Here is a 23661-nt window from a genome sequence, read left to right as displayed (position 1 = left end):
TGCTGAAACACAATCTGGCTTGTCTTCGAAAGTTTTACAATCAAACTTGGTTTTCATCAATCTGAGTTTACCATGGCTACGGCGAACACCGTCAACGGTCGAATCGAACGCGCCCGAACCGAACTGGCTCCCACGCAGATGGCCGCGGGAGCCCTCTTCATCGCCGCGCTGGGCTTTACGCTCCTGTTCGTGCAGGACCCGCTCGTCCACGACTCGCTGCACAACTTCCGCCACGCGGCCGGTATCGCCTGCCACTGACGATGTTCGCCGAGTACCTGACGCGGGGAGTGAAGGCGGGGCTGGTCGCCGGACTGGTGTTCGGCCTGTTCATGGCCGTCGTCGCCAACCCCCTCGTCGCCTACGCGGACGAACTGAACCACGCCGCCGTCGAGGAGAGCGGTCACGGTCACGAGGCGGAGAGCGCCCACAGCCACGATTCGGAGGGGGCTCACAGCCACGAGACCGACGGCGCTCACAGCCACGACTCCGGTGACTCGCACGCCGGCGAAGGCGGCGGCCATCACGACACCGCGGTGTCGATGGCGGTCACGAAGGCCGTGAGCGTCGCGGCCGGCGGGCTGTGGGGCGTCGTGCTCGGCGGCGCGTTCTTCGGGGTCGCGTTCTTCTTCCTCGAACCGGCGATTCCCGGTCCAGACGCCACGAGGAGCTACCTGATGGGGCTCGCGGGGTTCGTCACCGTCTCGGGCGCGCCGTGGCTGGTCCTCCCGCCGGCCGCGCCGGGCGCGGAGCAGTCGCTTTCGGTGGCGACGCGGCTCCCGCTCTACGCCGGGATGATGCTCGCCGGGGCGCTCGCCTGTCTCTCGGCCGGTTACGCCTACGCCCGCCTGCGCGAGTCGAGCGGCCTCGTCGCGGCCGTCGTCGGTGCGGTCGTTCCGTTCGGTCTGCTCGCGGCCGTCGCCGTCGTCGCCCCCGAAAACGCGGTTCACGGGGCGCTGTCGCCGACGCTCGAAACCGGACTCGCCGGACTGTTCGCCTTTGGACAGCTCCTCTTGTGGCTGGTCCTCGCGGCGGCGCACGCCCAGTTCCGGTCGTCGGGCGAGTCCGAGTCGGCGACCCCGATTGCGGGCCGGGACGCGGCTCCCGCGGCCGACTGATGCGCGACCGAACCGACGAGGTCCGCGAGCACGGCTTTACCGACCACGTGCTGGTCTGTACGAACAGCCGAGAGTCCGACTACGCCGACTGCGCCGAGGCCGACGGCACGGCGGTGTACGACGCGGTGACCTCGTGGTTGCGCGACCGTGGCGTCTTCTGGTCGCGGGTCCACGTCGTCGAAACGAGCTGTCTCGGGCTCTGTAGCACCGAGGGGGCCGCGGTCGCCATCCACCCGCGAAACCGGTGGTACTCCGACGTTCGTCCGGACGACGTGCCGGCGCTGTTGGCCGACGAGTTCGGTCCCGACGCGTCGAACCTCGGCGTTCGACCCAATCGCTGACCGTCTCGGCGACGACCTCCGGCGTCTGCGCCGCGCCCGTCTCACCACCGTCTTGCCGCTATCTCCGTGACGAGGCCGGGATTGGACGCAGAACAATAATATCGTTGCACTTCTGATTACGGTTCATGGACGAGAAGGACCTTCGAATCCTCAAGGCTATCGGGACGCTCGAATCGGGGAGTCCCGACCGGATAACCGAGGAGACCGGCATCCCGAAGTCGACCGTTCACTACCGCCTCGAACGGCTCCAAGAGCAGGGAATCATCAAGAACGACATCTTCGACATCGACTTCGAGAAGGCCGGACTGAATCTCACGCTCATCACCGAGGTCTGGGCCGAGTACGGCTCGGAGTACCACAAGGAGGTCGGCGACAAACTCGGCGAGGTGCCCGGCGTCAACCAGGTGTATTTCACGCTCGGCGACACCGACTTCGTCCTGATTTCGCACCTCGCCTCGCGCGCGATGGTCGAGGACCTCATCTCGGAGTTCGAGGAGATAGACGAGATTTCGCGGACGAGTTCGACGTTCGTCATCACGACCATCAAGGACGAGCCGAACCCGCTGAACGACTACGAACTCGAAGAACTGAAAGACGCGCTGCTTCCCGACGTGTCGTAACGCGGTCCGCGTCGCATCCGAATTCTACCGCACCGCGCTTCGACCGCCGGAGGCGGCTTAGTCTTCGAGTTGCTGGGCGCTCAGGTGCGCCTTGGCCTCCGTCCGGGTCGGAAGCCCGCCGGCGACGGCCAACAGGACGACGCCGAGCAGGCACCAGCCGCCGACCATCGCCCACTCGTAGGGCCACGCCAGCGCCGAGAGCGAGCCGGGGAGGTAGAGGCCGACGAAGAACACCGTCAGCAGCAGGCCGAGAGCGCCGACCGCGTAGCCCGCCGGGAGCTTGAACGGCCGGTCGAAGTCGGGGTCGCGGTACCGGAGCACGAGGAACGAGACGACGACGAGGAACCACGCCGACACCATGCCGAGGCCCCCGGCGTTGACGACCCACACGAGCATCTGCTCGCCGAACAGGGGCGCGAGCGCCGCGAGGCCGCCGACGAGCACGATTGCGGTCGACGGCGTGTCGTGGTCGTCGTGAATCGTCGCGAGCCGCTCGGGGAGCATGTTCGAGTCGGCCATCGCGTAGATGGCGCGACTGGCTCCGAGGACGAAGCCGTTCCAGCTCGTGAGGATGCCCGCGAGGCCGGCCAGCGCCATGATGCGGCCGATGGTCACGCTGTCGAACGCGATTTCCATCGCCGTCGCCGCGGGGAGCGAGCTCTCGACGAGCGTCGCGCCCGTGGCGACCTGTCCGGCCGCCCAGATGACGGCGATGTAGAACGCGGCGGCGCAGGCGACCGAGAGGCCGATGAGCCCGCCGAGGAGCTTCGGCGACACGTCGGCCTCGCCCGCGGCCTGCGGAATCACGTCGAAGCCGACGAACATGAACGGCGTCATGATGGCGACCGTGAACACGCCGCCGATGCCGGCTCCCGCGAGCGGCGGCGACGACGGCGAGGTGCCGTTGAACAGCGCGCCGAGGAGGAGCGTCAGGCCGGACAGCGTGATGACGAGCGCGAGAATCGCCTGGAACTGCGCGGCCGGGCGGACCCCCCGGTAATTGAGGTACGTGATGACCACGGAGCCGATGACGCCCGTCGCCACCCACGTGCCGTAGACCGGCTGGCCGGCGACCGTCCAGAGTTCGAACACGTTGAAACCGGGGACGATGTACGCGAGGGCGCTCGGGAGCGCCACCGCCTCGAACGCGACGACGCTGATGTAGCCGAAGATTATCGCCCACGTGCAGACGAACGAGCCGGCCGGCCCCAACGCCCGCATGCTGTAGACGTGTTCGCCGCCGACGAAGGGCATCGCCGAGGCGAGTTCGCCGTAGATGAGCGAGACGACGAACACCATGAACCCACCGAGGACGAACGCCGAAATCGCGCCGGTGACGCCGCTCTGGTCGATGAAGTACCCCGTCTGTACGATCCAACCCCATCCGATCATCGCCCCGAGCGCGAGCACGAACACGTCGCGCTTCGAGAGGACGCGTGAGAGTTCTCCTGTCATGGTTATGATTGACATCACCACATTCTAACTTACTCACTATATATCTTACTGTGTTCAATTTTTAGAGGAAATAAGGAACACAGTTCAATAGAGAATCATGGTCTGGAACGACAAACTGGCCGACGATTCACCGGAAAATCGGCAAACGGCCGGCGGTTCGAATGGTAGTCAACTCGCAGAATCGAAAAAAAGCGTCCGCGTTCGATTCGGTTTGATTCGCCTTCCGGGCGTCGCCGCCGGTGTTGTCGCGGCTGTCGCGCCGAGTTCCTGTTCGGTTACTCGTCGGCGGGCGCGTCCTCGACCCAGACCGTCTTCGTGTTGACGAACTCTCGAATCCCGTGTTGGGAGAGTTCGGTCCCGTAGCCCGAGTTTTTCGTCCCGCTGAACGGGACCCGCGGGTCCGACGCGACGATGTGGTTGACGGCGACGTTGCCCGCGGTGAGCCTCGTCGTGAGCGCCTCGCCGCGTTCGGCGTCGGCCGTCCAGACGCTCGCGCCGAGGCCGAAGGGCGTGTCGTTCGCCACGCGGACCGCGTCCTCCTCGTCTTCGACCCTGATGACGGTGGCGACGGGACCGAACAGTTCCTCGGTCCTCGCGGGCGCGCCGTCGGGCACGTCGGTCAGCACCGTCGGCGGATAGTAGTGGCCGGGTCGGTCGAGCGGTTCGCCGCCGAGTCGGAGCGTCGCGCCGGCGTCGACGGACGCCGTGACCTGTTCGTGGAGCGTCTCCATGAGGTCTGCTCTCGCCTGTGGCCCCACATCAGTCTCGGGGTCCGTTGGGTCGCCGACGGTCAGCGCGCGCATCTCTTCCGTGAAGCGTTCGACGAACTCGTCGTAGACGCCCTCGTGGACGAGGAAGCGCTTCGCGGCGATACACGACTGGCCGTTATTCTGGGTTCGCGCCCGCGCGGCCTGCTTCGCGGTCGCTTCGAGCGGCGCGTCGTCGAGGACGATGAACGGGTCGCTCCCGCCGAGTTCGAGCACCGTCGGCTTGAGTTCGCGGCCGCTCGTCTCCGCGACGGCCCGCCCGGCGCGGGTGCTTCCGGTCAGACTCACGCCCCGAACCCGGTCGTCTTCGATGACGCCGGCGACGCGCTCGGCGGGAATCTGCAGCGAGGTGAACACGTCGTCGGGATAGCCCGCCCGCTCGAAGACGGAGGCGATGGCGTCGGCACAGCCGAAGACGTTCGGCGCGTGCTTGAGCACGGCGACGTTGCCGGCGGTGATGTGCGGGGCCGCGAACCGGAACACCTGCCAGAACGGGAAGTTCCACGGCATCACCGCGAGCACCGGGCCGATGGGCTCGTAGGAGACGTACGTCTTCGACCCTGGCACGGTGCCGATGTGCTCGTCCTGCAGGAACTCCGAGGCGTGTTCGGCGTAGTAGTCGCAGACCCACGCGCACTTTTCGACCTCGGAGACCGCCTGCGCTATGGGCTTGCCCATCTCTTCTGCCATCAGGCTCGCGTACTCCTCGCTGTGCTCGCGCAGCACGTCGGCCGCGGACGCGAGCAACTTCTCGCGCCGCGAAATCGGGGTCTCGCGCCACGATTCGAACCGGTCCCACGCGGCGTCCAAGCGCGCGTCGACCGTCGCCTCGTCGTGTTCCTCGTGCGTCTCGATGACTTCCTCGGTTGCGGGGTTGATGGATTTCATGGTCGGCTCTCGGGAGCGCGGCGGTCGCTCGCGACTCCCGCTTGCCCCGACTGTCGTCCCATATATTGATAAATGTTCCAGTAGAGTGGGATTATTTGGACTGTGTTCAACACGTCCTCGGTGGCGAACGGAGTCGAGTACGAGGTATCCAGCCACGTTCGAGTTCCGCGCGACCGTTTCGTGACCGAAGCCGACGAGTAGATTTGAACTTTATCCCATACAGAATAATTTATTAGGATTCAGTTTAGACTTTGTGTTCATGAGAGAACGGGAGACGAACTCGTCGGTCGAGGCGGCGTACGACGACTACCTCATGCCGATTTGGAAATCGCTGAACGTCCCGGTCGAACGGGCGTCCGGTTGCACCCTCGAGGACTTCGACGGCAACGAGTACCTCGACGTGTTCTCCGGCATCTCGGTGACGAACGTCGGACACAACAACGAGGCCGTCGTCGAGGCCGCGACCGAGCAGTTAGAGGAGTTCGTCCACGGCTGTTCGTACGTCCACCCCAACCGGCCGGTGGCCGACCTCGCGGAGACCATCGCCGAGGTGACGCCGGGCGACCTCCAGAAGTCCTTCTTCTGTAACTCCGGCACCGAGGCGGTCGAGGGGGCCATCAAGCTCGCCCGGAAGTACACCGGCTCCAAGGAGGTCATCTCGCTGGAGATGGGCTTCCACGGCCGCACCCTCGGAAGCCTCGCGCTCACCGGCAACAGGGCCTACAAGCAGGACATGGCCCCGACGATTAACGACGTGGCTCACACCGCGCCGCCGTACGCTTACCGCTGTCCCCGCTGCGACGGCGACACCTGCGGCGCGGACTGCGCCGACGCGCTCGAACGAGTCATCGGCTCGCACACCAGCGGCGACCTCGCGGCGGTCGTCGTCGAACCCGTCATGGGCGAGGCCGGCATCGTCGTCCCCTCGGAGGCGTGGCTCAAGCGCGTCCGGGACATCGCCCACGACCACGGCGCGCTCCTCATCGCCGACGAGGTCCAGACCGGCTACGGCCGCACCGGCGAACTGTTCGCCAGCGAGCACTTCGGCGTCGAACCGGACATCCTGACGCAGGCGAAGGGCATCGCCAACGGCCTGCCCCTCGGCGCGTTCACGGCCCCCGCGGAAATCGCCGACACGTTCGGTTCCGGCGACCACCTCTCGACGTTCGGCGGCAACCCCGTCGCCTGCGCGGCCGCGCTGGCGACTATCGAGGAACTGCAGAACGGTATCATCGACAACGCCCGCGAGAACGGCGAGTGGCTCTCGGCCGAACTCGCCACGCTCGAATCCGACTACGACGTGGTCGGTGAGGCCCGCGGCCTCGGACTGATGCAGGGAATCGAACTCGTCGACCCGGGGACGACCGGCCCGCAGCACGTCGCCCCCGCGCCCGACAAGGAACTCGCGGCCGCGGTCGGCGAGCACCTCCGCGAGGAGTCCAACGTCGTCATGGGCGTCGGCGGCTACTACAAGAACGTCATGCGCTTCCAGCCGCCGCTGACGATTTCGCAGGCGCAACTCGGCGAGGCCGTCGACGCGCTCCGAGTCGCGCTGGACGACCTGGCCTGAACAGGAGTCCTCCTTACCGCGCACTCGACCGATTCAGGGGCGGTCCAGCTCTTTGTCCCACGCCTTCCACGTCTTCAGAAGCGGGATGATGGTGTAGTCGTCGACGATTTCCTCGCCGTCGAAGAGGTCCCAGATGTACTCCTTCAGCGCGTTCAGGTCGGTGTGCCACGCGCTGAAGACGAGGTCGTACTCGCCGAGACAGGAACTCGTGTTGTAGACGAGTCCCTCGTCGATGAGCATCGTGATGAACTCGGTCCGCACGTCGGAAGAGACGTGCTGATTGAACGAGACGAGCACCTGCGCGTCGGCGAGGTCGGCCTCCTGGAGGACGATGACCGCGAGGATTTCGAGCACGTCGCTCTCCTGAAGCTTCTCGCGGCGGCGACGAACCGCGGTCCGGGAGAGACCGACGCGCTCGGCGAGCTCCGTGTCTGAGATGCGGCCGTTCTCGTTGAGCGCGCGGAATATCTCGTAGTCGTGCTCGTCGAGGTAGTTTTCGAGGACCGCCTCCGGCGTGTTCGGGTCGGACGGGGCGTCGGCGGACGTGAGGTCGGGGTTTTCCATGGTCGGATGTATTCGGGGGTTCGATTTGAAACTGCTGGTGACGTAAACGAATCAAAACGACACGTGGATTGTGCCGAATTGGCTAGTCAACGCGTCGGGGCGGGGTGGTGGTACGAGTTGGTTCGGTCGCGGGACGCCGCGCGAAACGCGGCGCCGAGGGCGATTCAGCGGTTAGGGCGGCGGTGGGACCGCGGCGACCGCGGCGTCACCACCCGGTCTCGTCCCGCGGGAGCGGGTCGTAGGGGATGTCGTAGCCGAACGCTTCGGGGCCGATGACGTCGAGCGCCTCGGGCGTCGTGAGCAGTTCGGGCGCGGGCACGCCGAGGACGCGGACGCGCTGGCCGTACCGCAGGGCGTCGGTCATGACCGGCGCGCCGGTGTCGGTGTCGACGAGGCAGATGAGGTCGGGGACGGTCGTGAGAAGCTCGCCGTCGTCGTCCCGCGCGACGAGGAACTCGTTTTGGAACTCGATTTCGAGGGTCGCGTCCTCGTCCAACCCGGTGAGCGTGACGCTCCCGAGGGCGAAACCGTCGCGGTTGCGCCGGTGTACGTCCACGATTTTGCCGGCGAACAGCTCCTCGCCGCCGAGGAGTTCGCGGCCGGCGTCGACGGGGTCGGTGCCGGCGTCGCGGGCGCGTTCGACCGCCCGCCCGAGTTCGGTGGCGAGCGAGACGGTGTGGGGGACCGCGTACTCCGAGACGAACTCGCCGGTCATGAGCGGGAAGGCGTAGCCCGAGCGGCCGCCCATCTGGACGGTGATGGCCCGCGCGAGGTCTTCGAGGCGCTTGGCCGAGTCGATGTCCCGGTAGACGACCTGATTGCCGCGCTCGTCGGTCGTCGCCGCGTAGTTCACGGGCGTGCCGTAGATGAAGAACGTGTCCATCTGCAGCTCGGGGAACGCCCGACCCATGCCGTCGGCGTCGACCACGGGGAGGTCGGTCATCGCCGCCACGCACAGCGGGGCCATGCTGTTCGCGCCGCCGATTTCGCCGGGGATGAGCGCGTCGACCGTCTCGCCGGAGAGTTCCTCGATGGCCCGAAGCGACTGCACCTCCTCGTCGCCGCCGGCGAACTTCTCGACGCTGATGGTGGGCGCGCCCATCCCGCCGACGCTCGCCACGGTGGCGTCGGCCGGCAGGTCCCGCGGGTCGACCAGTTCGACCGAGTCGGGGTAGGCGTCGTCTTCGAGGAGCGTCTGGAGTCGCAGGCGGCCGAGGCGGGGGTTGCCGCCCCCGCCGGTGCCGAGGATTCCCGCGCCGGTGCCGAGCGCCTCGAGGTCGTCGAGCGTTATCTCCGTCAGGTGTGGGATGTCGAAACTCATGGGTGGTCCGCGAGTGGTTCGTAGGTCGCTTCGAGGCCGAACGACGCCGGCCCCCACACGTCGAGCGCGGCGGGCGTCCGCATTATCTCGGGCGTCCGGATGCCGAGCACGCGGACCCGCGCCCCGTACCGGAGGCTCTCGGTCGGAATCGGACCGCCCGTCTCGCGGTCGAGGACGGTGATGAGGTCGGGGACGGTCGCCACGTAGCTCCCGTCGACCGCCGCGCCGAGGTTCTCGTTTTGGAACTCGATGCGCATCGTCGAGCCCTCGTCGCCGTCGAGGCCGTCGATATCGACGTGGCCGAAGACGAACCCGCGCTCGGTGCGGCGCTGGACGTCCACGATTTTCCCCTCGAACAGCGACCGCGCCTCGCCGTAAATCGACTCGCGGGTCACCTCGCGGATGGCGCTCATCGCGTCGTCCTCGGCGAGTCGGAGCGCGCGGCCGAGGTTCTTCGCGAGCGACATCGTGCCGGGGATGGCGGTCTCTTTGACCTGCGTCCCGGTCATCGGGTAGTCCGAGACGTAGGCGACGCCGCCCATTCTGACGGTGACGCCGCGGGCCAGCCACTCCAACTGGTCGTTGTCCTCGGTCTCGATGAGGCAGGTGCTCCCCTGCTCGTCGCTGACGGCCGCGGGCGTCCCGCTGACGCCGTAGATGTTGAACGTCTCGTGTTGGAGTTCGGGGAAGGCGCGTCCCATGCCGTCGGCGTCCACCACGGGAAGCCCGCGGCGGGCCGCGACGGCGAAGGGGAACGTCGAGTTGATGCCGCCGCACTCGATCGGCATCGTCGCGTCGGCGGTCTTCCCGAGTTCGCGCTCGATTCGCTCCATCGAAGTGACGGCTTCCCGCCCGCTGGGGAGCTTCTCGACCGAGACGGTCGGCGCGCCCATCTGGGCGGTCGGGATGACGAAGTCGTCCGCGTCCAGTTCGTCCGGGGGGAGAAGTTCGACGGGGCCGAACTCCTCGATGGCCTGCTTCGCCACGAGCTTGCCGACGTGGGGGTCGCCCCCGCCGCCGGTCCCGAGGACGGTCGCGCCGAGCGCGATGTCCTCTATCTCCTCGACGCCGATTTCGACCGTCATCAGTGGTCGAGCGCCCCGGCGGCCTTCACCTTGATTCGCACCGCGTTGCCGGGCAGGTACGAAAGCGGGACCTCCTCCACGTCGACGATGTCAACGCTGTCGGGGTCCGCGCCGGCCGCAAGCGCGTTGTCGGTGGCCTCGTCTTTCGCGTGCTGGATGGCCTCCTCGCGGTCCATCTCGTCGAGGCTGTAGATGCGGTCGACCTCGCCGGAGACCTGCGCGATGGCGACGCCGACGGCGTTTGCGACCTCGTAGTGGTCGGGCTTGTGGACCTCGCTCGCGCCCGCGATGTCGTCGGGGACGAGGATGCTCCCGCCGCCGACGATGACCACGGGGACCGGCTCGGCGCTCGTCTTCATTCGGTCGACCTCGCGCTCGACGCGCTCTCTGACGTACTCGCGGGCGGCCTCGACGATTTCACCGTCGACGTCCGGCGTCTCGGAGCCGATGTCGATGGTGCCCGCGGCGACTTCGAGGTCGGTCGCGGTCAGCGTCTCCCCGCCGAAACACTTCGCCTCCTCGGTCAGCTTGTAGCCGACGCTCTGGGGGCCGACGGTGACGCCGCCGTCGGTCGAGACGATGGAGCCGCCGCCGATGCCGATGGCGATGATGTCGGGCATGCGGAAGTTGGTCTTCACCTCGCCGATTTCGACGGCGACGCTGCTCTCGCGGGGGAAGCCCTCGGTGACCGCGCCCACGTCGGTGGTCGTGCCGCCGACGTCGACGATGATGCCGTTTTCGACCGCCGAAAGGTACGCCGCGCCGCGGACCGAGTTCGAGGGGCCGCTGGCGACCGTGAAGATGGGGTAGCGGATGGCGTAGTCGACGCTCATCAGCGTCCCGTCGTTCTGGCCGAAGTAGAGATTCGCGTCGATGCCGCGTTCGTTCATCGCGTCGACGAAGGCGTTCGCGGCCTCCGAGGCGACGCTGGTGAGCGCGGCGTTGAGCGCCGTCGCGTTCTCGCGTTCGAGCAGGCCGACGCTCCCGATTTCGTTCGAGACGGAGATGGGCACGTCGTCGCCGACCTCCTCGCGGATGAGTTCGGCGACCCGCGTCTCGTGGTCGTCGCGGACGGGCGAGAAGACGCTCGTCACGGCGAAGGCGTCCACGTCGGCGAACTCGCGAACCTGCGCTCTGACCTGCTCCTCGTCGAGGTCGTTGAGGAGTCGGCCGTCGAACTCGTGGCCGCCGTCGAGGATGGCGACGTTGTTGCCGATTGCCTCGGCGAGGTCGTCGGGCCACTCGAGGAGCGGGCGGATGCTCTGGGTCGCGGGCGCGCCGATGCGGATGACGCCGACCTCGTTGAGGCCGCGGCGCTCCGTGATGGCGTTCGTCGCGTGGGTGGTGCCGAGCATCACGTAGTCGAGTTCGTCCTCGGAGACGCCGCTGTCGTCGAGGACCACGTCGAGGGCGTTGAGGATGCCCGACGTGATGTCTTCCGTGGTGGGGGTCTTCGTCTTCGCGAGGAGGTTGTCGTCGCCGTCCATGACGACGGCGTCCGTGTTGGTGCCGCCGACGTCGATTCCGATTCGGTAGTCAGTCATGTTTGGGTTGCTGGAGAGTTTCGATTGGTTCGTAGTCGATGCTGTAGTCGAAGTACCCCGGCCCGACGAGGTCGAGTCCCTCGTCGGTTCGCCACTTCGGCGAACACGGCATCCCGATGACCCGCACCCGGTGGCCGTAGGCGAGTCGCTCGGTGGTGACGGGGTCGCCCGTCTCGGCGTCCAGGACGGTAATCAGGTCGGGGGTGCTCGCCACGACGCCGCGCTCCGAGTCGCGGGCGACGAGGTTCTCGTTCTGGAAGTCGAGGGTGAACGTCCGGTCCTCGCAGTCGTCGATGCCGTCGAGGGTCGCCTCGCCGACCGCGAAGCCGCCTTCGGTTCGGCGCTCCACGTCGGTTATCTTCCCCGCGAACAGCTCGTAGCCGTCGGTGAGGTCGAGAACCGCCTCGACGGGGTCCTGCGAGCGGTGCTTGGCGGTGCGAATCGACTCGCCGATGTCGTGGGCGAGGGACATCGAGTCGAGAATCGCGTGCTCGCGGACCTCCGAGCCGGAGAGCGCGTAGGTGCCTATCATGCACGCGCCGCCCATCTCGATGCTCGTCACGCGGGCGAACGCCTCGGCGTACTCGTTGCTGACGGTGTTCACGAGAAGCGAGTTGCCCTTCTCGTCGGCGATGCTCATCGGGGTGGCGCTGACACCGCCCATCGTGAGCGTCACCATCTGCACCTCGGGGAACGCCCGGCCCATGCCGTCGGCGTCCACGAGAGGGAGTCCGAGCGCGGCGGCGACGGCGATGGGGACGGTGCTGTTCAGCCCGCCCGCCTCGATGCTCATCGTCGCGTAGGCCTCCTGTCCGAGGTGCGTTTCGAGCGCCTCGAAGGCGGAAAGCGCCTCGGTTCCCTTCGGCATCTTCTCGACCATCACGGTCGGCGCGCCGAGCATCGCGCTCGGGATGACGAGCGCGTCGTCGGGCACGTCGCGCGGGTCGATGAGGTCGACGGGGCCGTGCTCTTCGATTGCCTGCTGTGCCATCAGCTTCCCGATGTAGGGGTCGCCCCCGCCGCCGGTCCCGAGGACGGTCGCGCCGGTGGCGAAGTCGTCGATGTTGTCTGTGGTTATCTTCATGGTTCGTGGGTGTTCGATGCGACTGTCTCGTCGGCGACCGCCGCGACGGCCACCTCGGGCACGTCGTCGAACGCGTCGGCGTACGCCTCGTCGTAGATGTGACACCGGACGCTGGGGCCGGCGTCGACCGCGACGAACTGCGGTTCGTCGGTCGAACACGCGTCCGTCGCGTAGGGACACCGCGTGTGGAACCGACAGCCCGCGGGCACGTCCCGCGGGCTCGGAATTTCGCCCCGGAGCGGTTCGTGCCGCGGCTTGTACGCCTCTTCCTCGTCGGTCGTGACGGGAATCGCGGAGAGAAGCGCCCGCGAGTAGGGGTGTCGCGGCCGCTGGAAGACCTCCTCCGTGGGGCCGCGTTCCTGAATCTCGCCGAGGTACATCACGGCCGTCTCGTCGGCGAAGTTGCGGACCAACGAGAGGTCGTGGGTGATAAAGAGGTAGGTGAGCCCGAACTCCTCCTGTAAGTCCTCGAGGAGCGCGATAATCTTCGCCTGCACGCTCACGTCGAGGGCGCTCGTCGGCTCGTCGAGCAAGAGCAGTTCCGGCTCGACCGCGAGCGCGCGGGCGATGTTCACCCGCTGTTTCTGGCCGCCGGAGAGCTCGTGGGGGTACTTGTTCCAGTACTCGTCGTTCAACTCGACGCGTTCGAGCAGGTCGACCACGCGTTCCCGGAGGTCGGACTTCGCCACGCCGCGGGCCTTCAGCGGGACCGCGAGCGACTTGCCGATGGTCCGCCGTGGGTTCAGACTCGACGTGGGGTCCTGAAACACCATCTGGACGCGCGACCGGAGGCGAGCCAGTTGCTCGTCGGTCGCGTTCGTGATGTCCTCGCCGTCGAACCTGACGGTCCCGCCGGTCGCGCCGGTCAGACCGATAATCGTCCGGGCGACGGTGCTCTTTCCGGACCCGGACTCGCCGATGAGCGCGAGGGTTTCGCCGCGCTCGATGTCGAACGAGACGCCGTCGACCGCCTTCACGTAGTCTGACGTGCGCTTGATGATGCCGCTTTTGACGGGGAAGTACTTCTCGAGGTCGTCGACTTCGAGCAGGGGTTCGGACACGTCAGTCACCCCCCGTCTGCTTGCCCGGTCGCCGGGTCATGTGGCTCCGGGTCTCTTCGACGGTCGGCCGCTCGGACGCCGGGACGGCCTCGTCGTAGAGGACGCACTCGACGCCGGTCTGCGGGCCGCGCTCGTACATCTCCGGGCGGGCCTGCTCGCACTCGGCGGTGGCGTAGGGACACCGCGGCGCGAACCGACAGCCCGGCGGCGGGTCGAGGTACTCGGGAATCGAGCCGTCGATACCGGTCGCCATCTCGTCGCCCGTCAGGCGCGGAATGGACGCGATGAGCCCCTGCGTGTAGGGGTGTTTCGGATTCTCGAACAGCTCGTCTGTCGGCGCGGTTTCGACGATGCGGCCGCCGTACATGACGTACACGCGGTCGCTCACCTGTCGGGCGACGCCGAGGTTGTGGGTGATCATCAGGACGCTCAGGTCGTGGTTCTCGATGAGGTCCTTCAGCAGGTCGAGAATCTGGTCGTGAATCGTCACGTCCAGCGCGGTGCCGATCTCGTCGGCGATGAGCAGGTCCGGCTCGTTCAGCAGGGCCTGCGCGATGAGCGCGCGCTGACGCATCCCGCCGGACAGCTGCGACGGGTACGAGTCCATGATGTTCTCGGGGTCCGGCATCTGGACCTCGCGGAGCATCTCCAAGACGCGCTCGCGCGCCTCGTCGCGCTCGCCGCTGAAGCGGCGGCGGAAGAACTCCACGACGCCCGTGCCGCTGTCGCCGCCGAACTGCGCGGTGTCGGTGAGCTGTTCCCCGATGGTGAACGTCGGGTTCAGACTCGACATCGGGTCTTGGAAGACGAGGCTCATCCGCTGGCCCTTGACGCGCTCGAACTCGCGGTCCGAAAGCGACAGCAGCTCCGTCCCGTCGAACGTGATTTCGCCGTTCACGCGGGCGGGCGGCTGGTTGAGCAGGCGGAGGATGGACTTCATCGTCACCGACTTACCGCAGCCGGTCTCGCCGGCGATGGTGACGACCTCGCCCTTGCCGATAGAGAGGTTGACGCCGTCGATGACCTCCGCGAAGCCGTCGAACGACTCGAAGCCGACTTCGAGGTTCTCGACGGTCAAAAGCGGGTTCTCGGCGACCGGCTCGTCGAGTTTCATCGGTTCACCTCCACGTCGAAGAGGTCGCGAAGCCCGTCGCCGAGCATGTTGAACCCCATCACGAGGACGAAGATTGCGAGCCCGGCGAAGACGCTCACCCACCACGAATCGGGCAGGTAGGACGTTCCTTGGCTGACCATCGTGCCGAGCCCGGGCTGGGGCGGCTGGACGCCGACGCCGATGAACGACAGGCCCGCGCCGATGAGGATGACGAAGCCCGCGTCGAGGGTCACCTTGACCAGAATCGGCGACAGCGTGTTCGGGAGAATCTCCCGGAAGAGGATGTGCGGCGTGCTCGCACCGGCGAGCTTCGCGGCCTGCACGTACTCCTCGCCGCGCTCGCTGGCGACGATGCTCTGGACGAGGCGGGCGTGCCACGTCCACCACAGCGCCGCGATGGCTATCATCGCGTTCGTCAGCGTCGGCTCTAAGGCCGAGGTGATTGCCAACGCCATCACGAGCGGCGGTAAGGCGAGCGCCGTGTCGGTCGCCCGCATGATAATCGTCTCAGTCCAGCCGCCGTAGTAGCCGGCGACGAGGCCGAGTAGCACGCCCACGGGGACGCCGAAGCCGAGGACGACGCCCACGAGCATGAGCGACAGTCGGTAGCCGAAGAGGATGCGCGAGAGCACGTCGCGGCCGACGTGGTCGGTCCCCAGCGGGTGGTCGAGGCTCGGCGGCTGGAGCGTGTTCGAGAAGTCGGTGAACTTCCCGGCGTGTTCGGGGTACGGCGCGACGACGGGTGCGAAGACGGCGAGCAAGATGATGGCGATGATGATTCCGAGACCGATGACGCTCATCGGCCTGCTCGTAAAGCGCTTCCACGACCGCTGCCAGAGTTCGCGGCGCTCGGCCGAGACGAACCGGTCGAGGACGCCCGCTGACTCGGCGCTCATGTCGCCTCCTCCATCGCCAGCCTGATGCGCGGGTCAACGCGACCCAAGAGCACGTCGACGAGGAAGTTGATGCTCACGAACGCGACCCCGATGGTCATCGTGACGCCGACGACGGCGTTGAAGTCGTTGTTCAGCACCCGGTGACGCCGTAGGACGCGAGGCCGGGCCACGAGTAGACGAGTTCGATGAGGAACGCGTTCCCCAGAAGCGAGGCGTACAGCAGCCCCAGAATCGTGAGCGTCGGAATGAACGCGTTCTTGAGCGTGTACTTGTACGTGACGAGCCACGAGGGGAGGCCGAAGCCGCGTTCGGCCTCGACGTAGTCCTGGTCTTTCACGTCAATCATGCTCGACCGGGTGATGCGCATCACCTGTCCGATGCCGGCGAGCGAGAGCGCGAGCGCCGGGAGGATGATGTGCGCCCACGCGTCGACGTGGGCCGCGAGGTTCCCGGACAGCAGGGTGTCCACGAGCAGGAAGCCCGTGAACCGCGAGACGCCCGAGCCGAACTCCGAGCCGAGCCGCCCCGTGATGGGGAGCCACTCGAGGAGGTAGCCGAACAGCAGCTGGAACATGATTGCGATGAAGAAGCCGGGCACGCTCACGCTGAAGAACGCGACGAGTCGCGTCGCGTTGTCGGTGAGCCCGTCTTTGTTCTGCGCGGCGACGACGCCGAGCGGAATTCCGATGACGACGGTGAGGAACATCGACACCGTGATGAGTTCGAGCGTCGCCGGCAGGTAGTAGACGATGTCGGTGCTGACCGCGCGCTTGGTCTCGAGACTCGTCCCGAGGTCGCCGACGAGCAGCCCCCGCATGTAGTCGAGGTACTGCAGGGGAATCGGCTTGTTCAGTCCCATCTCGGCGGCGAGCGCCTGCACCTGTTCTTCCGACGCGAGCGCGCCGAGGGCCATCCGCGCGGGGTTCCCGGGGAGCACTCGTGACGTGGTGAAGATGATTATCGACAGGCCGATGAGACTCACGAGGATGCCCGCGAGCCGGCGCACGAGGTACTGCCAGTACTTCATTCTTGGTAGAAGTCGGGGAACCAGTAGTCGAAACTCATCGACGGCCGGAACGTGTAGCCCTTCACGTCGTCCGCGAAGGCGTGTTTCTTCGACTGGACGAAGATGAACAGGGCGGGGAACTGGTTCGCGATGCGCTCTTGGACTTCGGCGTACAGTTCGGCGCGGGCGTCGGCGTCGACCGTCGAGCGCGCCTCGTCGATGAGGGAGTCGACCGCCTCGTCTTCGAGGTGTTCCATGCTCATCCACGTCGAGGCGGCTTCAGAGTGGTACTGGTTGTAGAACACCGTGTCCGGCGAGGGATACACCGGGCCATAGAACACCTGGTTGATGTGCGGCGTCCCCTCGACGCTCGTCGCGAGCTCGGTCATCGTCCCCCACGTCTGGGGGTTCAACTCGACGTTGATGCCGATTTCGTCCATGTTCTGCTGGAAGAGCAGGCCCATCTTCTCTTCGAGGCCGTAGTCCTTCACGTAGGTGTTCTGGACGGTGATGTCGCCCTCCTCGTAGCCGGCGTCGGCGAGAATCTGCCGCGCCTTCTCGGGGTCGTAGGTCGGCTGGACGATGTCGTCGTTGTGGACGCCGAACGAGGTTGGGAGCGGCCCCTGCGCGGGGAGCGACCCCGGCGCGATTTCGTTGCGCGCCGTCTCGTAGTCGAAGCCGTAGGCCATCGCCTCGCGGACGGCGGGGTCGTCGGTGGGGGCCTTCTGGGTGTTGATTTTGAAGTAGAACGTCGTCACCGTCGGGACCGACTCGACGCGGATGTCGTCTTCGGCCGCGAGAGCCTCGTAGGTCTCCTCGCTTTGGTACTGGCTCGACATGTCGAGTTCGCCCGTCTTCATCAGCGAGCGAACCGTCGGGTCGTTGGTGATGATCTGGACGACGACGTTGTCGTACGCGCCGTCTTTGAACGAGCCCCAGTAGTCGGCGTAGCGGCTGAACGAAATCTGCGCCTGCCGCTCGAAGCCCGCGAGCTCGTACGGGCCGGAGCCGGCGTCGTTGTCGTTGAGGAACGACTGGGCGTAGTCGCCGCGGTCGCCGAAGTCGCCGTCCTCGGCGTTGTCGAGGACCTGCTGTTTGTCGACGACGAACAGTAACACGAGCGTCGCGAGGAACGGCGAGTGGACGCGGTCGAGCGTGAACGACACGGTCCGCTCGTCCTCGACGGTCACGTTCTCCTTCGAGAGCACGTTCCCGAGCAGCGACGAGTAACCCTGGTTGATATCGAGGAACCGCTCGGCAGAGAACTGCACGTCCTCCGCCGTGACGGGGTTGCCGCTGTGGAACGTCGCGCCCTCGCGGAGCGTGAACGTGTAGGTCTGGTTGTCGTCCGAGACGGTCCAGTCCTCGGCGAGGTGTCCCTGTAGGTTCCCCTCCGTGTCGGGGAACACGAGCGGGTCGTAGAGGTTGACCAGCGCGAGCACCTGCGTGTAGTCCGTCCCCTTCGCGGGGTCGACCGTCCCGAAGCGTTGGGTCGCGCTCATGCGGAGCGTCGAACTCCCGGAGTCGCCGCCGGACGACGTCTCCGTCTCCGTCCCCTCGCCGTCGCCGCCCGAGGCCGTCGTCTGCTCTTCACCGTTGTAGCTCTCACCGCCGCCGGAACAGCCGGCGAGACCGGCGATGCCGGCCGTCCCGAGGACCTTGAGGAAGTTCCGACGACTCGCCGCGTCTCCGAACCGAGCGCGGATTGACTCCGATTTCGACCCCACCTGCGACCGCGTCTGTGTGATGTCTTTTCTCGACATACGTTACTCATTCTCACAGAGTTGCAATGGCACATAAAGATACCGTATAGTAACCTAAAACAATATTCTCGGTTCAAAGTGGAATGCTGTATGAACAATATGGAACAACGTGGTTGTGTGTCTTCTAGCACACCACTCGGTTTGCGGTGGTAATCGACCGACGCCGCCCTCCTCTACGGAACCACGTCCTGTCGCGGGTAACGACCGGGGTCGGTTTCTCCGCCGTCGACTGCTCTCTCACGCGCGCATCCGCGACTCATCGTTTGTCTCCGCGACGAGTCGCGATTCCCGGGGATACCGTTATCGGTTGGTTTCTCACGAAGAGTTATCAAAATAGTATATAAAAATTCTAGTTGATATTTCTAAACGAGATATACCTAAACTAGAACAATTCCCCGAAAAACAGTACATTTAGAATCTATACCCGACTAAATATGGACAAAATTGTTCAGTTAGGGTATATATTCGAGCAAAGTATTCTAAAATATATTCTTCTCGAAAACTCAATATGACATTTCGAACGTTGCTTACTCAACCTATCAAAATAATTTATACTTCTTCTCGGATTCTGTTCTGTGCCGAGTCCGTAATTCGGACAGTGCTGTGTCGCTTCCGTTGGACAACGTCCCTCTCTATCTTGTTTCTAAAATTGGAATTGCAATTGACAAAACGGGGCCTCACGACCGGGCGACCGACTCCGAGCCCGTCGGACGACGTTTAAGCCCCCGTGGAAAGAACGACCACTCGATGGCATGGAAGTTCGAGCGAGTCGCGGGTCCGTTCCGGGCGACTGAGGGCCCGATTTGGACCGGCGACGCGGTTCGATTCACGGAGATAACGGAGCATCGGGTCCTCGAATACGACCCCGAGACGGGGGAGACCGGCGTCTACATCGACTCGACCGCCGGCGCGGTCGGGCTTCACGAGGGCCTCGACGGCGAGCTGTACGCCTGTGAGGCCGAGGGCCACCGCATCGCCGCGCTCACCCCGGACGAGCCCGCGTCGGTCGTCGTCGACGAGTTCGAGGGGACGCCGCTCAACGGGCCGAACGACCTCGAAATCGACCGAGACGGCGACGTCTGGTTCACCGACCCCGACGACAAGGACCGGGGGTTGCTCGGCCACACCTCCGTCTTCCGGGCCGAGCGAGCGGACCCGAGAGACGACTGGCGACTCGTCCAGCTCACCCACGAGATGGACCGGCCGAACGGCATCCTCCTCTCGCCGGACGAGACGCGACTGTACGTCGCGGAATGCACCTACGGCCCGGACCAAGAGACGGACCTGCGAGCCTACCCGATTCGGGACGACGGGTCGCTCGGCCCCCGCGAGATACTGCACGACTTCGGCGACCACCGCGGCATCGACGGCATGACGCTCACGGAGTCGGGCGAAATCGTCGCCTGCGCCGGGTGGGAAAAGGGCGGACCGGGGCCGTCGATTTACGTCTTCTCCCCGTCGGGCGAGGTGCTGGAACGCCACCCGTTCCCCGAGAACCGCCCGACGAACTGCACGCTCGGCGGGCCGGACGGCTCGACGCTCTACGTCGCGGACATGACGGGGTGCCTCTACGCGGCCGAGACCGACCGCTCGGCGTACGTCCGCTTCTGACCGAAAAGGGACCGTGAGGACAGATACGCTGGATTGGGTGTCGTCGGAACCGAACCCGAACTCGGCGACTCCGACGCGGGCGTCTCAGCGGAGCGGTTCGAACGCCTCGAGCCCCGCCTGGGACGCTTCCATGTCCTCGGACACCGCGCCGCCGCTCGCGCCGACCGCGCCGACGACGACGCCGTCGTGTTCGACCGGGAACCCGCCGCCGAAGACGACGACGCGACCGTTGTCGGTGGTGTGGAGGCCGTACACGTCGCCGCCGGGTTCGGCTCCTTCCTTCAGTTCGTGGGTCGGCTTCTTGACCGCGGCCGCGGTGTAGGCCTTGTTCTGTGCGATGTTGCTCGCGACGAGCTTCGCGCCGTCCATCCGGCGGAACCCGAGGAGGTTCCCCTCGCTGTTCGTCACCGCGAGGTTCAGCGGGACGCCGAGTTCTTCGGCTTTCTCCTCCGCCGCGTCGAGAATCGTCTTGGCTTCGGCTAGCGTTAGCTCTTGAACCATCGACTCGACCGTCGACCGCTCGGGAGAAAAAACCACCGTTCACGGGGAGAACAGCCGTCTTAGCGGACATAGCCGGCGATACGGCTATCCGAACCGAATCGAACGCCGCGCGCTCGACTGCGCGTTTTCGCGTTCGTCTGTCGTTGTCGCGTCGGCTTGAACGTACGGGTTACCGCGGGAGGGCGTTCCCCGACCGCTCGAACGACTCCACGTCGCCGGCGTCGGCGGCGTCGATGAGGTCGTTGTTCACGAACAGGCGTTCGCCGTCCGTGTTCGAAAGCGAGAGGAACGTCCCCGTCCCCGCTGTCGCCCGGGAGTTCCGAACCGTGATGTCCGTCGTATCGACGAGCGAAATCGCCGCCGCGTCGTCGTCCCGGTGGGCCTGTCGGCCGACGAAGCCGTCGACGAGCAGGCCGTCAACGTCCTCGCAGGCCAGTCCGCTCCGGTAGTAGTCTGGCAGGTCGTCGCTGTCGTCCCATTCGACGGTCACGTCGCGCATCGTCACGTCGCGGGCGTTCTCGACGTGGACGCCGGCGATGTCGTTGGCGAAGATGGGCGTGACGACCGAACTCGGCTGGAGGTCGAAGTTGCCGCCCACCTCGTCGGCGTGCTCGCTCCCGGTGAGTTCGATGCGGACGTTGTCGAACTCCACGGTCTCGATGTCGGAGTCCTCGGAGCCGTAGACGAGCGCCCCGTTCTCGCTGCGCGCGACGATGTTCGAAAAGCGCACGTTCCGAATCCCGCCGAGGTCGGTGTCGTCGTCCCGCGGGACCGACGTGACGTAGATGGGTTCGCCCTTGCCCCACCACGGGCCGGGGAGCATGTTGGAGTTGACGACGATGTCGGTGAAAAGCACGTTCTCGACGACGCCCGAGTCGCGGTGCTGGATGCCGAGGCCGCGGTTCGACTCCTGGACGACGATGTTCTGGAACAGGCAGTCGCGAATCGTGTCGTCGGTGCCCGAGCCGAACTTGATTGCGCAGGCGCTCGACCGGAGCGTGCAGTTCGTCACGACGATGCCCTCGCAGGTCACCGGCTCGTCGGGTCGCGCGCCGAAGGTGATGCTGTCGTCGCACGACTGGATGGTGCAGTCGGAGATGTGGACGTTCTTCGTGTCGCCGAGCGCGATGCCGTCGCAGTTCGGGATGAGCAGGTGGTTGAGGATGTCGACCCCGCGGATGTCGACCTCCTCGGTCCCGTGGAACGACAGCGTCCACGCGGGCATGTCGCGGATGGTCACGTCGCGGATGCGGACGTTCGTACAGTTGTTGAACCGGAACATCGGACCGGGGCGGAAGTCGGGCTTCGCGACGGGCCAGCCCTCGGTCCCCTTCGTCCGCGAGAGGTAGGCGTCGCCCTGTCGCGCCTCGTGGGGGCCGTTCGAGATGAGCGGGTGCGACGCGCTCTCGTTGGAGTGGCCCTGAATGGGCGTGTCCATCCGCATGAACTCGGTTCCGAGGCCGTCGAACTCGCCCTCGCCGGCGATGGTGACGTTCTCGACGTCCTCGGCGAGGAAGAAGATGCGCTCGTTGTCGGGGCCGATGAACTTGTCCGTGTACTCGGCTTCGTCCTTCGCGGGGCTGACGACCGCGCCGGCCTCCAGATAGAGCGTCACGTTACTTCGGAGATGGACGGTTCCGACGGTGTACGTCCCGCTGGGGACGGTGACGGTTCCGCCGCCGGACTCCGAGCAGTCGTCGATGGCCGTCTGGAACGCCTCGGTCTGGAGGTCGTCGGTCGAGTCGGCGTAGGCTGTCACGTCGAAGGCACTCGCTGCGGGTGGCATGTACCCGTACCGTCGCGGTGGCCTATCTTTATACTACTGGTGGTCGGAGTTCGGCCGTGAGTGATGCTCGCCCAAACGTCCTGTTCGTGATGACTGACCAGCAACGGTCGGACACGATTCAGGCGCTCGGAAACAGTCGAATCCACACCCCGAACATCGACCGACTCGTCGACCGCGGCGTCTCCTTCACCAACGCCTACTCGCCCGACCCAATCTGCATTCCGGCGCGACACACCATCCGAACCGGCTGCGAGGCCGTCTCGACGGGCTACCTCGGGAACGAAAAGCGCGACGCGCGACATCTCGAAGACCGGTGCGGCCCCTTCCTCGCTCGGAGCATGCGCGAGCGTGGCTACCGGACGTTCCTCGTCGGGAAGTATCACGCCCACCCCCGCGACATCGACCTCGGCTACGACCACCACCTGAGCTTCGAGGCGTTCCGCGAGGAGACCGGCCACGAGGTCAAGACGACCGCCCGGCAGGGCGCGATGGTCCACCTCCCCCAACAGAACCGACTCCCGCCGGACGACAACTACGAGGCGTGGATGACCGACCGCGCGGTCGACCTCGTCGGCCGCGACACCGACGAGCCGTTTTTCGGCCTCGTCTCGTACGAACCGCCGCACCCGCCGTTCGCGCCGTCACCGCCCTTCGACCGGATGTACGACCCCGAGCGGCTCGGAAACCCGGTGAAAGGCGACATCGAAACCGACCACATGGACGAGAAGATACCCGCCCAGAACCACCACTTCTGGACGACCCGCGAGGGCGGAATCGACGACACCACCGTCCGGGTCATCAAGGCGTACTACTACGGGATGATTTCGGAGGTCGACCGGCGCATCGGTCGCCTGCTCGACGCGGTCGAGGCCCGCGACGACGCCGACAACACCCTCATCTGTTTCTTTTCGGACCACGGCGAACTCCTCGGCGACCACCGAGGCTGGGAGAAGTCGTCGTTCTTCGAGTCGTCGTGTCGCGTCCCGTTCCTCGTGAGCTGGCCCGCGGAGCTTCCGGAGGGCGACCGCCGCGACGACCTCGTGGCGCTGACCGACCTGTTCGGCATCGCGACGACCGCCGCGGGCGACCAGGAGCTCCGCGACGGCGTCGACGTGCTCGGGACGATTCGGGGCGACGCGGAGCCCCGCGAGCGGCTGTTCGGCTACCACCGGACGCCGCGGCTCCCGCCGAACTTCACCGGGATGGTCCGCGAGGGCCGCTGGAAGTACGTGTTCATGCGCAACGGCGGCCGCGAACAGCTGTTCGACCTCGCGGCCGACCCGAACGAACTCGACGAGTGCGCCGCCGACAACCCCGAGGTCGTCGCCGAACTCCGCGACGCGCTGGCGGAGAAGCTGACCGACGCGGGAGCGGACGAGTTCGTCGAGAACGGGACGCTCCGGCGCGCGCCGTACCAGGAAATCGACATGGGTCGGCTCGTCCGCGAGCCGTACCCCGAGGAGCCGGCCGACGTGCTGGACTGACCGACCGGCGTCACCGGGTTCTTTCCCCCGCTCTCCCCGGGTTCTCTCCCCCGCACTCCTCGCCGTCCGGTCCCCGAAATCGCCG

20 protein-coding genes and 1 pseudogene are annotated in these 23661 nt (G+C 66.2%); 7 read left to right on the top strand and 14 right to left on the bottom strand.

The annotated features are described in order from the left end of the window. The first annotated feature begins 72 nt into the window (after positions 1 to 72). From DEQ92_RS12730 to DEQ92_RS12715, 4 genes are all read left to right on the top strand, one after another. Positions 73 to 258, top strand: coding sequence for a CbtB domain-containing protein (locus tag DEQ92_RS12730; RefSeq protein WP_004972120.1), 186 nt, complete (start codon positions 73 to 75; stop codon positions 256 to 258). Positions 259 to 260: 2 nt separating this feature from the next. Further along, a complete protein-coding gene (locus DEQ92_RS12725; RefSeq protein WP_115820904.1) occupies positions 261 to 1115 on the top strand; it encodes a CbtA family protein in 855 nt (284 codons plus the stop codon). After that, complete coding sequence (locus DEQ92_RS12720; protein WP_008096999.1) at positions 1115 to 1456, top strand: ferredoxin; 342 nt, start codon at positions 1115 to 1117, stop codon at positions 1454 to 1456. Before DEQ92_RS12725 ends, DEQ92_RS12720 begins: the two co-directional genes overlap by 1 nt. Before the next feature lie 125 nt (positions 1457 to 1581). Next, positions 1582 to 2076 (top strand): Lrp/AsnC family transcriptional regulator, encoded by a 495-nt coding sequence (locus tag DEQ92_RS12715; protein ID WP_008096998.1) that lies wholly within the window; start codon positions 1582 to 1584, stop codon positions 2074 to 2076. Positions 2077 to 2133: 57 nt separating this feature from the next. Here DEQ92_RS12715 and DEQ92_RS12710 read toward each other — a convergent pair whose 3' ends face one another. Next, on the bottom strand, positions 2134 to 3546 hold the full coding sequence (locus DEQ92_RS12710) for an APC family permease (RefSeq protein WP_115820903.1): 1413 nt from the start codon (positions 3544 to 3546) through the stop codon (positions 2134 to 2136). Positions 3547 to 3806: 260 nt separating this feature from the next. After that, positions 3807 to 5186, bottom strand: a complete 1380-nt coding sequence (locus DEQ92_RS12705; protein ID WP_115820902.1) for an NAD-dependent succinate-semialdehyde dehydrogenase — start codon at positions 5184 to 5186, stop codon at positions 3807 to 3809. Positions 5187 to 5445: 259 nt separating this feature from the next. Here DEQ92_RS12705 and DEQ92_RS12700 point away from each other — a divergent pair, with 259 nt between their 5' ends. After that, on the top strand, positions 5446 to 6756 hold the full coding sequence (locus DEQ92_RS12700; RefSeq protein WP_115820901.1) for an aspartate aminotransferase family protein: 1311 nt from the start codon (positions 5446 to 5448) through the stop codon (positions 6754 to 6756). A gap of 33 nt (positions 6757 to 6789) precedes the next feature. Here the strand turns inward: DEQ92_RS12700 and DEQ92_RS12695 are convergent, their stop codons facing one another. The 10 genes and pseudogenes from DEQ92_RS12695 to DEQ92_RS12650 form a co-directional block, all read right to left on the bottom strand. Beyond that, positions 6790 to 7320 carry an Lrp/AsnC family transcriptional regulator gene (locus DEQ92_RS12695; protein ID WP_004972105.1) on the bottom strand — a complete coding sequence of 177 codons (531 nt, stop codon included), beginning with the start codon at positions 7318 to 7320 and terminating at the stop codon, positions 6790 to 6792. Positions 7321 to 7525: 205 nt separating this feature from the next. Beyond that, positions 7526 to 8641, bottom strand: a complete 1116-nt coding sequence (locus DEQ92_RS12690) for a DUF917 domain-containing protein (RefSeq protein WP_115820900.1) — start codon at positions 8639 to 8641, stop codon at positions 7526 to 7528. Further along, on the bottom strand, positions 8638 to 9726 hold the full coding sequence (locus tag DEQ92_RS12685; RefSeq protein WP_007274224.1) for a DUF917 domain-containing protein: 1089 nt from the start codon (positions 9724 to 9726) through the stop codon (positions 8638 to 8640). The genes DEQ92_RS12690 and DEQ92_RS12685 overlap by 4 nt, the downstream gene beginning before the upstream one ends. Then, on the bottom strand, positions 9726 to 11270 hold the full coding sequence (locus DEQ92_RS12680) for a hydantoinase/oxoprolinase N-terminal domain-containing protein (RefSeq protein WP_004972098.1): 1545 nt from the start codon (positions 11268 to 11270) through the stop codon (positions 9726 to 9728). The genes DEQ92_RS12685 and DEQ92_RS12680 overlap by 1 nt, the downstream gene beginning before the upstream one ends. After that, positions 11263 to 12354, bottom strand: a complete 1092-nt coding sequence (locus tag DEQ92_RS12675; protein ID WP_115820899.1) for a DUF917 domain-containing protein — start codon at positions 12352 to 12354, stop codon at positions 11263 to 11265. The genes DEQ92_RS12680 and DEQ92_RS12675 overlap by 8 nt, the downstream gene beginning before the upstream one ends. Next, positions 12351 to 13424, bottom strand: a complete 1074-nt coding sequence (locus DEQ92_RS12670; RefSeq protein WP_004972095.1) for an ABC transporter ATP-binding protein — start codon at positions 13422 to 13424, stop codon at positions 12351 to 12353. Before DEQ92_RS12670 ends, DEQ92_RS12675 begins: the two co-directional genes overlap by 4 nt. Next, entirely contained in the window at positions 13417 to 14529 is a 1113-nt protein-coding gene (locus tag DEQ92_RS12665) for an ABC transporter ATP-binding protein (protein ID WP_115820898.1), read from the bottom strand. The genes DEQ92_RS12670 and DEQ92_RS12665 overlap by 8 nt, the downstream gene beginning before the upstream one ends. Beyond that, on the bottom strand, positions 14526 to 15425 hold the full coding sequence (locus DEQ92_RS12660) for an ABC transporter permease (RefSeq protein WP_004972091.1): 900 nt from the start codon (positions 15423 to 15425) through the stop codon (positions 14526 to 14528). Before DEQ92_RS12660 ends, DEQ92_RS12665 begins: the two co-directional genes overlap by 4 nt. Further along, positions 15422 to 16452, bottom strand: a pseudogene (locus DEQ92_RS12655) (ABC transporter permease). Before DEQ92_RS12655 ends, DEQ92_RS12660 begins: the two are co-directional and overlap by 4 nt. Next, complete coding sequence (locus DEQ92_RS12650) at positions 16449 to 18194, bottom strand: ABC transporter substrate-binding protein (RefSeq protein ID WP_004972087.1); 1746 nt, start codon at positions 18192 to 18194, stop codon at positions 16449 to 16451. The pseudogene DEQ92_RS12655 and the gene DEQ92_RS12650 overlap by 4 nt, the downstream one beginning before the upstream one ends. A 747-nt stretch (positions 18195 to 18941) precedes the next feature. Here DEQ92_RS12650 and DEQ92_RS12645 point away from each other — a divergent pair. Continuing rightward, entirely contained in the window at positions 18942 to 19805 is an 864-nt protein-coding gene (locus DEQ92_RS12645; RefSeq protein ID WP_115820897.1) for an SMP-30/gluconolactonase/LRE family protein, read from the top strand. 84 nt (positions 19806 to 19889) lie between these two features. Here the strand turns inward: DEQ92_RS12645 and DEQ92_RS12640 are convergent, their stop codons facing one another. Beyond that, the gene (locus DEQ92_RS12640; protein ID WP_004972082.1) at positions 19890 to 20306 is read right to left on the bottom strand and encodes a heme-binding protein; all 417 of its coding nucleotides are present in this window, start codon (positions 20304 to 20306) and stop codon (positions 19890 to 19892) included. Positions 20307 to 20475: 169 nt separating this feature from the next. Next, a complete protein-coding gene (locus tag DEQ92_RS12635) occupies positions 20476 to 22092 on the bottom strand; it encodes a glycosyl hydrolase family 28 protein (RefSeq protein WP_304999704.1) in 1617 nt (538 codons plus the stop codon). A 56-nt stretch (positions 22093 to 22148) separates the two neighbouring features. On the opposite strand from DEQ92_RS12635, the gene DEQ92_RS12630 reads away from it, so the two are divergent. After that, positions 22149 to 23576, top strand: a complete 1428-nt coding sequence (locus DEQ92_RS12630; protein WP_082220701.1) for a sulfatase — start codon at positions 22149 to 22151, stop codon at positions 23574 to 23576. Positions 23577 to 23661: the final 85 nt, after the last annotated feature.

It is taken from the genome of Haloferax sp. Atlit-6N (assembly GCF_003383195.1).
GTDB lineage: Archaea > Halobacteriota > Halobacteria > Halobacteriales > Haloferacaceae > Haloferax > Haloferax gibbonsii.
The sequence above is the reverse complement of the archived record's forward strand: the minus strand, read 5'-3'. Positions and strand labels throughout refer to the sequence as shown.